The organism is Micromonospora peucetia (assembly GCF_900091625.1).
Taxonomy (GTDB): domain Bacteria; phylum Actinomycetota; class Actinomycetes; order Mycobacteriales; family Micromonosporaceae; genus Micromonospora; species Micromonospora peucetia.
In genome coordinates this window covers 4,706,542-4,719,526 of the sequence record NZ_FMIC01000002.1, presented here as the reverse complement: position 1 = coordinate 4,719,526, position 12,985 = coordinate 4,706,542, and the positions used below count along the sequence as shown (strand labels likewise).

The window sequence follows — 12,985 nt, the reverse complement described above, 5'->3', positions numbered from 1 at the left end:
GCACAGTCCGACAGCGGCCGGCTGGCCTGGTGCCTGACCAGGTCAGCCGGCGGCGGAACGAACCACCTCAGGCGCGGAGGCTGGCCCAACTCGGGGCCCAGACCTCGGTCGCGGTGCGAGGCCGTGATGCCGCCAGGTGCCGGCGGAGCGCGGTGAGGGTGGGGTGCGGGTTGTCCGCGCGGCGTACGAACGCATGGGGATAGACCGGTGTCGGGCCGTGGATCGGGATGCGGCGCAGGTCGTGGGTGGCCGGCCAGATGTACCGGTCACCGGCGCCCACAAGAGTTGCCAGGTCGGCGGAGTCGACGATCGCGTCGAGCAGCGCCTCGGTGCCGAAGTTCGGGCCGATCGCGTCGATCCGCAGGTCGAAGGCTCCGGTGAGCTCGTCGTAGTAGGCGGCCCACTCGGTGCCCCGCCTGATGCCGGGGATCCAGACGCGGTGCCCGGTCAGGTCGGCCGGGGTCAAGGACCGGGCGGCGGCGAGCGGGTGGGACGGGCCGGCGAGCAGTTGCAGCGGGTCGTCCAGGGCCCGTTCGACGAGGATGCCGTCGGGTAGCTCGCGGGCGGGTACGGACACGGCCCGGAAGGTCGCGTCGATCTCTCCGGTGCGGACGGCCTCGATGGCCGTCCCGGCGTCGGCGTCCGAGAGCGTGACCACGTCGAGTTCGACCCCCGGGTGGGCGCGGTAGAAGTTCTGCAGTGCCACCGCCGGGGCGATACGCCGGTTCAGGACGTCCACGCGCAGCGCGCGTTCGCCCGGCCGGACCGAGGCCGCGGCCCGTTCGGCGGCCCGGAGCAGTTCCCGGGAGTGCGGCAGGAACGCCTGCCCGTCGAGGGTCAGCCGGGCACCGCGGGCGGTACGGGCGAAGAGGGTGACTCCGAGGCTGCGTTCGAGGTTGGCCACCCGCTTGGAGACGGCCTGCTGCGTGATCCTCAGGTCGATGGCGGCTTCCTGGAACTGGCCCGCGTCGGCGACGGCGACGAAGGTGCGCACGGTGTCGAGGTCCACGCCCGGATCGTACGGATGCACAAACATCGGTTGTGGCTCGCCGGCATGTTCGTTGTTGGATTCCAGGCCCATCACCTTGATCGAATCCTCGCCGTCAACGATCGGTTGTGACGGAAGGATCGATATGGTGGCGCAACGTTTGGGGCGCTCGTTCGGGTGGTTGTGGTCGGCGTTCGCGGCCAGCACCGTGGGCACCTGGTTGGGGTTCGGGGCGTTTCCGCTGATCGCGATCCAGGTGCTCGACGCCGGTCCGGCCGCGGTCTCCGCCCTGGCCGCGGCGGGACTGGCGGTGGGTGCGATGCTGGCGCTTCCCCTTGGCCCGTGGGTCGAGCGGCAGCGCAAGAAGCCGGTCATGATCGCCACGGACGTCATCCGGTTCGCGGCCCTGCTGAGCATCCCCGTCACCTTCGGGTTCGGGCTGCTGACCTACACCCAACTGCTGGCCGTCTCCGTGCTCGGGGCCGCGGCAAACATCGCCTTCACCTCCGCGAGCGGCGCCTATCTCAAGTCGATCGTGCGCCCCGATCAGCTGCTGGTCGCCAACGGGCGGTTCGAGTCGACCACCTGGACGGCCACCGCGGTGGGGCCGACCCTGGGCGGGGCTGCCGTCAGTCTGCTGGGGCCCGTCGTCACCGTGATCGCCAACGCGGTCGGGTTCCTGCTGTCCGCGCTCGGGGTCGGCATGATCCGGGAGCGCGAGCCGCGCCCGGCACGGGAGACCGGACCCCGGCTGCGCGGCGCGGACCTGCTGGAGGGGTGGCGGTTCATCCTCGCCGACCGTGAGCTGCGCCCGCTGTTCGTGAACACCGTGACCGTCAATGCCCTGATCATGGCGGCCGAGCCACTGCTGGCCGTGCTGCTCCTGGGCGACCTGGGCTGGGCACCCTGGCAGTACGGCCTGGCATTCGGCCTGCCGTGCGTCGGCGGGTTCGTCGGCGCCCAGCTCGCCCCACGGCTGGCAGCCCGGCACGGGCGCCGCCGGGTCCTGCTGGCCTCGGGCGTGCTGCGCGCGCTGTGGCCGGTCGGCCTGTTCTTCGTGCTGCCCGGCACCGCCGGCGTGGTCCTGGTGATTGCCGTCGAGCTGGCGCTGATCACCTGCATGGGCGTGTTCAACCCGCTGTTCGCCACCGAGCGACTCGAACGGGTGCCGGCTGACCGCGTCGGCCGGGTGCTGGTCGCCTGGAACGTCACGGGCGTCGGGGCGATCGCGGTGCTGACCGCGCTGTGGGGCGTCCTGGCCGCGGCCACCGACGTGCGGGTCGCGATCGGCATCGCCGGCGTGCTGCTCCTGGCCACCCCGCTGTCGCTCCCGCGCACCGGCCCGCGGACGCCGGCCGGCGGGCCTAGGGAGCCGTCCCTGACCGCTTTGCGGTAACGGGCCACGCGCGAGGGCCTTGGCCGCCTGAATTCACACCCGGTGGAACTTCTTCGGCGCACTCTGCTTGCGCGGCAATGCCTGGGCTGGGCCGCCGGGCGCTGGCTCCGAACGGCGCCAGCGCTCACGCTTCCCGGACGAACTCCATGTCCATCCAGTCCGCCCAGGTTGCGCCGTCGGGCGAGCGCTCCCACTTCGCGGCCATTGTCTGGCCGCCTGGGTCGATGGTCAGCGTCGCGCGCATCGTGTCCCCGGTGAACGTCCAGACACCGGCCTTGTCGACGTTACGCAGGGCGGCCATGGTTCGACCGCCCCGCGCCGCGGCTCACGGGTAGCGGCGGTACACCTCGATGTACGCGGCGGACCGGTACTGCTGCTTCACGTCGTCGGCGAGGAGGCCGACCCAGAGCGGGCCGGTGCCGGTCTTCGAGCTGACCCTCGTCTGCGCCAGGTCCAGGGCGCCGGTGGGCAGCGTCACCGGCTGCTCCACCACGGCGGAGTGGTAGGCGTCCGTGGCCCCCAGCCACCAGACCAGGACGTCCCGAGCCGCGACGTTCCGCGCGATGTCGACCCGCCCGAGCGCCTCGTACTCCTCGGCCAGCACCTGAGGCAGAAAGCGGCCCCACACGGTGTACATGTGCGCGCCGAAGGTGCCCAGCGCGTAGCCGTGGCAGAAGAACCTCTCGTCACCGGTCACGCCGGGCCCCGGCCGCCACGCCTCCACCCGGGTACCGAGATCTGTGCGGACGGAGAGGTTCATCCCGCTGGCGTTGTTCGCCAGCGCGTTCTGGTTGAGGATCTGGTCGCCACTGGTCAGGTCGAACGGCTGCATGGGGCTCCTCGGACGCACGTGCGGCGGATGTGAGTACGGCTCGACCCTCTGCGATCCGGTCACGCACGGCAAGCGTCCGGTCACCAAACCGACCGAGGCGCCGAGGCGGCTGCCGCACCAATTTTCCGCCGTCCACGCTGTCCCGCCATCCGGTCGGGCAGCTGACCGACCCCGCCCGACGGGGCCGCCCAACCGGGCGCGCTGACCTGCGAATCAGCGGCGAACTACCACTAATCGCCTGACTCGCCACTCGTCGGGCTGTCCGGACCCAAGCTGTGAGAAGCGGCCTAGTCCGACCAACCGGCACTCTTGCAATCAATATGAGACCTATGAATACTTCGACTCCTCCGATCGGGTGATCCACATCACCTGATCGAATGCCCGGGGCCGCCCGAAAGGCAGCCCGCGCTCAGTTCCATGGAGGTACCACATGCGACTATCCGGGTCCTCGTTGCGCCATGCCGCCGCTCTCTCCGTGGCCGGCGCACTGGTCGTCGGCACACTGACCGGCGCTCCCGCTCAGGCCGCACCCGCGACGCCTGCCTCCCCCGACCAGGCCACCGCGCTCGCCGCCGCCCTCGGCGACCGCTCCGCCGGGACGTACGCCGGGGCCGACGGCGCCATGGTCGTCACCGTGACCGACGATGCCGCCGCCCGAAAGGTCCGCGCGGCCGGCGCGACCCCGAAGCTCGTCACCCGTGGTGCGAACGAACTCGCCCGTGCCACCGCCGCCCTCGACAGCTCGGCGCGGGTCGCCGGCACCGCGTGGTGGACCGACCCGGCGACCAACCAGGTCGTCGTCTCCGTCGACAGCACGGTGACCGGCGCGAAGCTCCAGCGCGTCGAGGCCGTCGCCGAGCGGCTCGGCGGCGCCGTCCGCATCGAGCGGGAGGCCGGGACGCTCGCCACCCGGGCCGCCGGCGGCGAGGCCATCTACGCCGAGGGGGGCGGTCGCTGCTCGCTCGGCTTCAACGTCCGCAGCGGCGACACGTACTACTTCCTCACCGCCGGGCACTGCACCGACATCACCCCCAACTGGTACGCCGACGCCGGGCAGAGCAGCCAGCTCGGCTCCGGCGGCACCGGCAGCTTCCCCGGTAACGACTACGGGATCGTCCAGCACAGCAACGCGGGTGCCGCCGACGGCAGCGTCTACCTCTACGACGGCACCACCCGGGACATCACCGGCGCGGCCGACGCCTTCGTCGGGCAGTCGGTGCAGCGCTCCGGCAGCACCACCGGCCTGCACGGCGGCACGGTCGAGGCGACCGGTGCCACGGTCAACTACGCCGAGGGCAGCGTCACCGGCCTGATCCGCACCACGGTCTGCGCCGAGCCGGGCGACAGCGGTGGCGCGCTCTTCAGCGGGAGCACCGCCCTCGGCCTGACCTCGGGTGGCAGCGGAAACTGCTCCTCCGGCGGGACCACCTACTTCCAGCCGGTCACCGAGGCGCTGAGCGTCTACGGGGTGGAGATCGTCTGACCGAAATACACCAGCGGGGGCCGTCGGGACACCGGCGGCCCCCGCTGGTGTACGTCGGCGGAGGACCCACACGCGGGACGCTGTCGAGCTGATGTCGCAGACGACTCACCGCCGTCTGGTGCCACATCGGCCCGGACACCACCTGATGTCATAAACGACTCAGCTCGACAGCGTCATACGACCATCTCGCCCACGGACCGGCTCGGCGACCACCACCCGCCCCACCCAGCACGGATCACCCGTTCAAGGCTGCATGACGAGGCACTAGTCTGCTCGGGTGCGGGAGAAGACGTTCTGGAGCAGGCTCGATGGCTGACGCCGACGACGTCCGTCGCCTGGCGCTGGCCCTGCCGCAGGTGGTCGAGATCGACAGCGAGGGCTTCGACTTCCGGGTCGCCGACAAGGGGTTCATCTGGTCCTACCCCGAGCGCAGACCCGGTACGTCGCGGCTCATCCGGACCGATGTGGCGGTGCTGTACGTGGGCGACGAAGCGGAGAAGCAGGCGTTGCTCCTCGGCGAACCCGAGGTTTTCTTCACCACCCCCGCGTACCACGGGCTGCCGCTGGTCATGCTGCGGCTGGCGCAGGTGAACGTCGATCGCCTGCACGAACTCGTCACCGACGCCTGGCGGATGCGCGCCCCGGATGCGCGCCCCGGACCCGCCACGGGGTGACAGCCCGTGCCCCGGCGACAGCCCGTCGCCACGGATCGAGACAGCGGGCGGTGTCCTCGTCGAGACCGGGCCGGTCAGCCGAGACCGGTGAGTGCCTCGCCGAGCGGGGTGCGCCGGTAGAGCACCGTCCGTCCGGTGCGGGTCCTGGCGATGAGCCCCGCGTCGCGTAGCACCGCCAGGTGGTCGCCGACCCCACCGAGGCTGAGCCCGAGCTGGGCGACGAGCTGGCTGGTGGTGGCGGGCACGGCCAATGCCCGTAGCACCGCCGCCCGAGCGCGCCCCACCAGCCGGTCCAGGGCGTCCTCGGGCCGGGTGGGATCGGGCGGACCCAGCAGCTCCGCCACCCCGGAGGCCCGGTAGACGACGGCGAACGGCCAGGGCGGGTCGATATAGGTGATCATGGTGCCGAAGACGGTGGGGACGAAGAGCATTCCCCGACCGTCGAGCCGGCAGACGCGCGAGTCGGCGTGAGAGACCTCGATCGCCCCGACCGCCCCGCCGGGCGCCCATCGCAACCGGGGGTCCAGGTCCGCGACGGCCGCCCCCCAGCCGTACGCGACGAGTCGGCCGGCCCGATGCAGCAGGTCCCGTTCCAGGATCGCCCGCAGGCGGGGCCAGTCCGGCTCGACCAGCGTCACCCAGGCCGCCTCGATCGCGTCCGCGAGCAGGTCCACCACGTCGGGTGAGCGGTAGATCGCGCGGGCGTACGCCGGTGGGGTGCTTCGCGGGCCGGCGAGGTTGCGGGCCAGTTCGCTGCGGGCCTGGGCGAGTGGGGTCGCCCGGACCACGGCCAGTTCGTCGGCGAACTCCCGCCCGGCGACGTCCGGTGGCGGCTGGGTGAAGTCCGCGTTGTAGCCGCCATGGCGCAGCAACGCCAGTAGGGCACCCACCGCGGGCGACTCCCGTCGCAGCCGCTGGTAGGCCGGTCGCGCCCGGGTCACCCATGGCGTCAGCGCGGCGGCGGTGTTCTGGCCGGCGCAGAGCCGCAGGGCGGACATCGCCTCGCCCAGCGGAGATATCGCGTACCGGCTCGCCGCGACATCGGCCGGGGTGACCTCGATCCGCACACCGCACCTTTCGCCGGACAGCGAAAGGATAGGCCACCGCCGGTACGGCCCGCAGGCTGGCCTGGTGAACGTCACCCCCACCGCGGCCGGCGCCGCGCGGCCCGCCACCTACCGGGATGTCTTCGCCGTCGCCGAGGCCCGCGTCCTCTTCGGCAGCTTCGGCGTGTTCATGGTCGGCGAGACGGTGAAGATGATCGCCCTGTCCGTGCTCGTCTACGAGCGCACCGGCTCGGGACTGCTCGCCGCGCTGGCGTACGTGACCGCTTTCCTGCCGCACGCGCTGGGCGGGCTGTTCATGCTCGCGCTCGCCGACCGGTGGCCCCCGCGCACGGTGCTCGTCGGCTACGACCTGCTCCGGCTCGCCGCGGTGGTGACCCTCGCCCTCGGCGTGCTCTCCCCGGCGGGAATGCTCGTCCTGGCCGCGGCCGTCGGTCTGTTCGCGCCGGTCAGCAACGCCGCCCGGGCTGCCCTGCTGCCGGAGGTGCTGCCCGGCGACGCCTACGTGCTCGGCCGGTCCCTGCTCACCGTGGCGGCGGGCGGCACCCAGGTCCTCGGGTTCGCCCTCGGCGGTGTGCTGCTCGGTTGGATCGGCCCGTACGGCGCGCTCTGGGCGACCGCCGCGACCTGCGCCCTCTCCGCCCTGCTCGTCCGCGCCGGGCTCGCGCCGCGACCGCCTCGCACGGGGCGGGACGGTTCCGGGGCGGTCCGCGAGACCTGGCAGATCAACCGGGCGTTGCTCGCCGACCGGCGGATCCGCGGGCTGCTGTTGGCGCAGTGGCTGCCCGGCTCGCTGTTCGTCGGCGCCGAGGGGGTCGCCGTGCCGTACGCCGCCGAGCTCGGGCCGGGGGGCGGTGCGGGGGTGCTGCTGATGGCCGCCGCGTTCGGGATGCTCCTCGGGAACCTGCTGGTGGGGCGGTTCGTCGGCCCGGCCCACCGGGAGGCGTGGACGCCGTGGCTCGCGCTGCTGCTCGGCGTACCCATGCTGGCCTTCGTGGCCCGGCCGGGCCTGTGGCTGGCGGCGGCCCTCTTCGCGGCGGCGACCGCGGGCTTCGCCTACCAACTCGGGCTGGCCCGGCGGTTCCTCGACGCGGTTCCGGAGACCCGCCGCGGCCAGGCCTTCGGGCTGCTCAGCGCCGGCATGATGACGATCCAGGGGCTGGCTGCCACCGCCGGCGGCGCGCTGAGTGACGCGCTCGGTCCGGGAACGGTGATGGCGCTGGCCGGTGCGGCGTCGCTCGTGGCGACCCTGGCACTGTGGCGCGTCCTCACACCGGGGCCCGACCGGACAACCTCGCCATCGTGACGAGGTCACCGGGCCGACGACCTGTGCATCGGGGGCCGTCAGCTTGTGGTCGGGAAGCTCAGGCTGACCGTCGAGGGGGATCCGCTGGGCCAACGGGTCGTGACGACCTTTCCCCGGGTATAGAAGCTGACGCCCTCAGGGCCGTGCACGTGGGTGTCACCGAACAGGGAGTTCTTCCAGCCGCCGAATGAGTGATAGGCCATCGGCACCGGAACGGGCACGTTGACGCCCACCATGCCGACGGTCACCGCACGGGTGAATCGGCGGGCCGCCGCCCCACTTCCGGTGAAGAGCGCGACGCCGTTGCCGTACTCGCTCGCGTTGACGATGCGCACGGCATCGTCGAAACCGGCGGCGCGGACGACGACCAGCACAGGTCCGAACACCTCGTCGCGGTACACCTCGGCATCGGTGCTGACCGTGTCGAAGAGGGTTGGGCCGATGAAGAACCCCTCGCGGGTGGTTGCCTCACGCCCGTCGACGACGAGGGAGACACCCGCCTCGGCGGCCCGGGTGATGTAGCCGGTGATCCTGTCGCGGGCATCGGCGGTTACCACCGGTCCCATCTCACTGGCCTGCGCGTCCCCCGGCCCGACGCGTACCCGACGTGCGTGCTCGGTGAGCAGGGGCACGAGTTCGTCGGCGGCGGAGCCGACCGCGACCACGGCGGAGATCGCCATGCACCGTTGCCCGGCCGAGCCGTACGCCGCGGCGGTGATCTGCCTGGCCGCGTCGGCGAGATCGGCGTCGGGAAGCACGACGGCGTGGTTCTTGGCACCACCGAGTGCCTGGACCCGTTTGCCGGCGGCGCTGGCCCGCTGGTGGACGTGGCGTGCGATCGGCGTGGAACCGACGAACGACACGGCGGCGACGTCGGGATGGTCGAGCAGCCGATCGACGGCGTCTCTGTCCCCGTGAACGACGTTGAACACACCGGCCGGCAGCCCGGCCTCGGCGTACAGCTCAGCGAGCAGGTTCGACGGGGACGGGTCACGCTCGCTGGGTTTGAGGACGAAGGTGTTGCCACAGGCGATGGCGATCGGGTGCATCCACATCGGGACCATGACGGGGAAGTTGAATGGCGTGATCCCGACGCACACACCGAGTGACTGTCGGAACGTGTACGAGTCGACGCCGGTGGACACCTGGTCGGAGTAGCTGCCCTTGAGTAGTTGTGGGATTCCACAGGCGAAGTCGATGACCTCCCGGCCGCGGGTCACCTCCCCACGAGCGTCGTCGAGGACCTTGCCGTGCTCGGCGGTGATCATCCGGGCCAGGTCGTCGGTGTGTCTCTCGACCAGGTCGCGGAAGGCGAAGAGGACCTTCGTCCGGGCGGTCAGCGAGGTCTCCCGCCACGAATGCCAAGCCCGGGTCGCGGCGGCGACAGCCGTGTCGACGTCCGCGGAACCGGCCAGCGGCACCTTCGCCTGTGGCTGGCCGGTGGCGGGATTCCAGACGGAGGCGGTCCGGTCCGACAGGGTTTGTGCTGGCTTGCCGTCGATCCAGTGCTCGATGTTGCGCATGGTGTTCCTTTCCTGACGGCGGCTGACCGGGGCCGGGCGGGATCCCGGACAGCCGATCACGGTGAGCCTCGTTCGGCGGTCGGGGCAGCGCCGATGGCGATGGCGACGACGTCGGCGACGGCTCCTTCGAGGCAGGTGCCAGCCACCGCGGAGGCCGCGGCCCGGACCTCCGGGTGTCCGTCGCCGACCGCCACGCCGAATCCGCTGGCCCGCAGCAGGGGCACGTCGTTGGGGTTGTCACCGACGGCCGCGATCTCGGTCAGGGCCACCTGCTCATGGTCGGCGAGCCAGCGCAGTGCGACGCCCTTGTCGACGCCTGCGGGGAGCAGTTCCACGTAGGTGGCCTCGGACATCACGACGGTTACGCCGGTGGCGGATCGACGCGCGACCGCGGCGATCCGGTGCGCGGCGTCGGTGTCGGCGCCCAGCAGCATGACCTTGCTGATGCCGTCGATGTCGTCCCAGTCTTCGATGCGCTCGATGGTGATGCGGTCGCGGGCGGCGTAGGCATCGACCCAGGCGGGCTGGTACGTGGCGAGGGCCCGTTCACCGACGAACACGACGGTGGCCACGTCGGGCGGCAGCGTCTCGACCAAGGCGCGGACCGACGTCCACGCCGTCTCGTCGAGGCGGCTCTCGTGCAGCACGTCACCGGTGCGCAGGTTGGCGATGAGCGCGCCGTTGAGCAGGATCGCCGCTCCGGTGAGGCCGAGTTCGTCGTAGTAGCGCCGGCACGAGGCGGCGCTGCGGCCGGTGGCGATCACGACCTGGCCGCCGACGCTGCGGAAGGTCCGCAGGGCTTCCCGGCTACGCGGGACCATCGCGAGGTCGCGGTCGACCAGTGTGCCGTCGAGGTCGGTGACGATCCAGCGGTACCGCAGGGCGGTACCCGGGCCCAGGCGGGTGTCGGCGCCGGTCATGTCAGCGACACCGGCCGGTGGGTGTCGGCGAACGCCTCGATCACGGACGAGCCGGCCGGGTCGAGCGTGCCGACGGTGGCGAAGTAGCCGGGCTCCCGCCAGGCCGCCCGGTCCGTCTCGACAGCGTTCGGGCGCAGGCCGAGATAGTGGCCGCCAGCGGCGGTCACCAGCAGCGAGCCGGCCGCGACATCCCAACTGTTGACACCGATACCGAGTGCCGCATCCGCCCAGCCGGTCGCGACGTGCGCCAGGCTCAGCGCGGCGCTGCCGATGCGCCGCAGCGTCTGGTACTCGATGATGAGGTCGGTCTGCCGTCGCACCGCCCGGTCGGGGGCGGCTCTGATCTCGCGTGCGCTCGGGTAGCTGGTCAGCAGCAGCGCCTGCTGCGCGTTGTCGGCGCCGACGCTGGCCAGCAGCCGTCCGTTGTGCCAGGCCCCGGAGAGCGTGGCGGTGTACAGGTCGTCGCGTAGCGGGTCGTAGATCGCTCCGGCGACGACCCGACCGTCGATCACAGCGCCGATCGAGGTGCAGAAGAAGGGCAGCCCGTGGGCGAAGTTGGCCGTGCCGTCGATCGGGTCGACGTGCCACTCGACATGCCCCTCGCCGACCGTGCCGCCTTCTTCGCCGACGATCCGGCTGTCCGGCTCGGCGGCGAGCACCACGTCGCGGATACGCGCCTCGGCCGCCTTGTCGTGCACGGTCACAGGGTCGTGCCGATCACGTTTGTAGTCGACCTCGGGTCGGGAACGGAAGGCCCCACGGAGCATGTCGCCGACTGCGGTGGCGGCTTCGGCGGCCACCTCCGCCAGTCGCACGGATCGGGTCGCGTCGATCGTGGTCATGCGTGCCTCTCGTCGGTGAGGGTGAGCAGCCGCAGCAGTTCGGCTGGATCGTCGACGACCGCGTCGGGCGTCTGGGCGACGACGAAAGGCCGGTCGTGGGTGGAGCGGGCAGTCATCAGAACGGTCGCTCCGACCCCGGCCCGACGGCCGCAGACGACATCGCGGTCGAAGTTGTCGCCGACGTACCACGCGTCGGCCGGCGCGACCGCGAGCGCGCGGCACGCCAGACGGATCAGCTCCGGGTTGGGTTTGCGGATGCCGAGCTCGTCGCTGTACAGCTGCACCACCAGGTCCTTGTCAAGGCCGGCCCGGGCGAGCCAGTCCCGGTGCACGATGCCCGACATCGCGTTGCTGACGATCCCCACCGGGATGTCGCGTTCCCGTGCGCCCCGGAGCAGATCCTCGATGCCGTTGCGCGCGACCCGGGTCGAGCGCAGCTCACCCTGGCGTCGGCACAGGAGCCACGCCTGGCTGGTCACCAACGCACGCGCCTGCTCGGGCCAGTCGGCGGCGACGAACTCCGACCAGAACACCCGCCAGGTCAGCTCGGCCGGCGCGGACAGTCGCGACATCGCGTTCTTCCACGCGGATTCGGCGGCGGCGGCGGCCCGGACGTCGCGGACCACGTCGTCGATGGTCAGCTCGGTGCAACCGGCTGCGCCGAGCATCGCGACGATCTCGGTGGCGAGGTCGGTGACCCAGGTGACCCGGCGTTCGGTCTGCACGACGACGCCACCGAAGTCCAGCAGCAGCGCGCGAGGCCGAGGCAGCCGTGCGGCGATCACCGGCCGGATCCGGAGGCGACGGCCGGCCCGGCGGCGGGACGCTGTCCGGTCTGCTGCTCGCGCAGGAACTGGTCCCAGCCGGTCATCCGGCGGCCGCCGGCATCGAACACGTGCAGGTCCGCCGCGGCGGCCCAGAGGGTCACCTCGGCGCCCGGTGTCGTCTCGGTCTTCCGGTAGGACTGGACGTACAGCGGCTCGCCGTGGCACCGCAGTTGCACGGTCCAGGCGGAACCGGTGGGCAGGACCGTTTCGACCACGGCCGTCGCCCGCCAGACGCCGTCGGGAACATCGGCGTCGGCGTACGCGATGTTGAGTGCCTCGGGCCGGACACCGCCAGTTCCGTCGGTGGGCGGGCGGCCGACCCGGGCGGCCACGTAGTCCGCCACGGTGGTGCCGGGACCGGCCGCGTCGGCCGGCCCGAGCAGCATGGTGTTCATCGGTGGGCTGCCGACGAACTGGGCCACGAACACGCTTGCCGGCCGTTCGTAGACCTCCATCGGCGTGCCGGTCTGCTCGACGACCCCCTCGTTCATGACGGTGACGTGGGTGGCCATCGTCATCGCCTCGAGCTGGTCGTGGGTGACCAGTACGACGGTGGCGTGCGAGCGCTGATGGATCCTCTTGATCTCGGCGCGCATCTCGAGGCGAAGCCTCGCGTCCAGGTTGGACAGCGGCTCGTCGAGCAGCATGACCTCCGGGTCGACCGCGAGCATGCGGGCCAGTGCGACCCGTTGCTGCTGGCCGCCGGAGAGCTGCGAAGGGTAACGGGCAGCGTAGTCGGCGATGTGCAGCATCTCCATGGCCTCGGCGGCGCGCTGTGCTCGTTGCGCCGTGGGTGTCTTCCGCATCATCAGCCCGAACTCGACGTTGCGGGTCACCGTCATGTGCGGCCACAGCGCGTAGCTCTGGAACACCAGCCCCATGCCCCGCTTCTCGGGTGGCACGAAGACGCCCTGCCCCACGGAGTCCAGCAGCCGTGGGCCGACCCGGATATCCCCCCTGGTGGGCTGCTCCAAGCCGGCGATCATCCGCAGGGTCGTGGTCTTGCCGCAGCCGGACGGACCGAGCAGGCACATGAATCCACCGTCGGGGATGGTCAGGTGCAGGTCGCGCACCGCGTACTGGCCGGCGACATAGCTCTTGTCGACGCCGATGAGATCGATGTTCGGCAT

The 12,985-nt window shown here is 71.7% G+C and carries 13 protein-coding genes; 4 read left to right on the top strand and 9 right to left on the bottom strand.

The genetic code is table 11. The features are described 5' to 3' along the window. Nucleotides 1-67 precede the first annotated feature (67 nt). Nucleotides 68-1,009 (bottom strand): LysR family transcriptional regulator, encoded by a 942-nt coding sequence (locus tag GA0070608_RS21640; RefSeq protein WP_091635755.1) that lies wholly within the window; start codon nt 1,007-1,009, stop codon nt 68-70. Between the two features lie 127 nt (nt 1,010-1,136). Between GA0070608_RS21640 and GA0070608_RS21635 the strand changes: the two genes are divergently transcribed. Beyond that, on the top strand, nt 1,137-2,384 hold the full coding sequence (locus tag GA0070608_RS21635) for an MFS transporter (protein ID WP_245715874.1): 1,248 nt from the start codon (nt 1,137-1,139) through the stop codon (nt 2,382-2,384). Between the two features lie 124 nt (nt 2,385-2,508). Here the strand turns inward: GA0070608_RS21635 and GA0070608_RS32750 are convergent, their stop codons facing one another. After that, nucleotides 2,509-2,685: a hypothetical protein gene (locus GA0070608_RS32750; protein ID WP_176733791.1), complete on the bottom strand. Its 177-nt coding sequence runs from the start codon at nt 2,683-2,685 to the stop codon at nt 2,509-2,511. A gap of 24 nt (nt 2,686-2,709) precedes the next feature. Beyond that, nucleotides 2,710-3,216, bottom strand: coding sequence for a hypothetical protein (locus GA0070608_RS21630; protein WP_091630357.1), 507 nt, complete (start codon nt 3,214-3,216; stop codon nt 2,710-2,712). A 430-nt stretch (nt 3,217-3,646) separates the two neighbouring features. Here GA0070608_RS21630 and GA0070608_RS21625 point away from each other — a divergent pair, with 430 nt between their 5' ends. Continuing rightward, nucleotides 3,647-4,699 carry a S1 family peptidase gene (locus tag GA0070608_RS21625; protein WP_091630356.1) on the top strand — a complete coding sequence of 351 codons (1,053 nt, stop codon included), beginning with the start codon at nt 3,647-3,649 and terminating at the stop codon, nt 4,697-4,699. Between the two features lie 308 nt (nt 4,700-5,007). Continuing rightward, nucleotides 5,008-5,373, top strand: a complete 366-nt coding sequence (locus tag GA0070608_RS21620) for an MmcQ/YjbR family DNA-binding protein (protein WP_091630355.1) — start codon at nt 5,008-5,010, stop codon at nt 5,371-5,373. 74 nt (nt 5,374-5,447) lie between these two features. On the opposite strand, the gene GA0070608_RS21615 is transcribed toward GA0070608_RS21620, so the two are convergent. Continuing rightward, nucleotides 5,448-6,440: an ArsR/SmtB family transcription factor gene (locus tag GA0070608_RS21615; RefSeq protein ID WP_091635751.1), complete on the bottom strand. Its 993-nt coding sequence runs from the start codon at nt 6,438-6,440 to the stop codon at nt 5,448-5,450. A gap of 64 nt (nt 6,441-6,504) precedes the next feature. Between GA0070608_RS21615 and GA0070608_RS21610 the strand changes: the two genes are divergently transcribed. Then, nucleotides 6,505-7,743 carry an MFS transporter gene (locus GA0070608_RS21610; protein WP_091630354.1) on the top strand — a complete coding sequence of 413 codons (1,239 nt, stop codon included), beginning with the start codon at nt 6,505-6,507 and terminating at the stop codon, nt 7,741-7,743. Nucleotides 7,744-7,781: 38 nt separating this feature from the next. Here the strand turns inward: GA0070608_RS21610 and GA0070608_RS21605 are convergent, their stop codons facing one another. From GA0070608_RS21605 to GA0070608_RS21585, 5 genes are read right to left on the bottom strand one after another with little or no spacing between them, the layout of a single operon-like run. After that, nucleotides 7,782-9,266, bottom strand: a complete 1,485-nt coding sequence (locus GA0070608_RS21605; protein WP_091630353.1) for a CoA-acylating methylmalonate-semialdehyde dehydrogenase — start codon at nt 9,264-9,266, stop codon at nt 7,782-7,784. Between the two features lie 56 nt (nt 9,267-9,322). After that, a complete protein-coding gene (locus GA0070608_RS21600; protein WP_091630352.1) occupies nt 9,323-10,186 on the bottom strand; it encodes a Cof-type HAD-IIB family hydrolase in 864 nt (287 codons plus the stop codon). Then, entirely contained in the window at nt 10,183-11,028 is an 846-nt protein-coding gene (locus GA0070608_RS21595; protein WP_218107556.1) for an inositol monophosphatase family protein, read from the bottom strand. The genes GA0070608_RS21600 and GA0070608_RS21595 overlap by 4 nt, the downstream gene beginning before the upstream one ends. Further along, nucleotides 11,025-11,813: an HAD family hydrolase gene (locus GA0070608_RS21590; RefSeq protein ID WP_218107555.1), complete on the bottom strand. Its 789-nt coding sequence runs from the start codon at nt 11,811-11,813 to the stop codon at nt 11,025-11,027. Before GA0070608_RS21590 ends, GA0070608_RS21595 begins: the two co-directional genes overlap by 4 nt. Then, nucleotides 11,810-12,985 carry an ABC transporter ATP-binding protein gene (locus GA0070608_RS21585; RefSeq protein ID WP_091630351.1) on the bottom strand — a complete coding sequence of 392 codons (1,176 nt, stop codon included), beginning with the start codon at nt 12,983-12,985 and terminating at the stop codon, nt 11,810-11,812. The genes GA0070608_RS21590 and GA0070608_RS21585 overlap by 4 nt, the downstream gene beginning before the upstream one ends.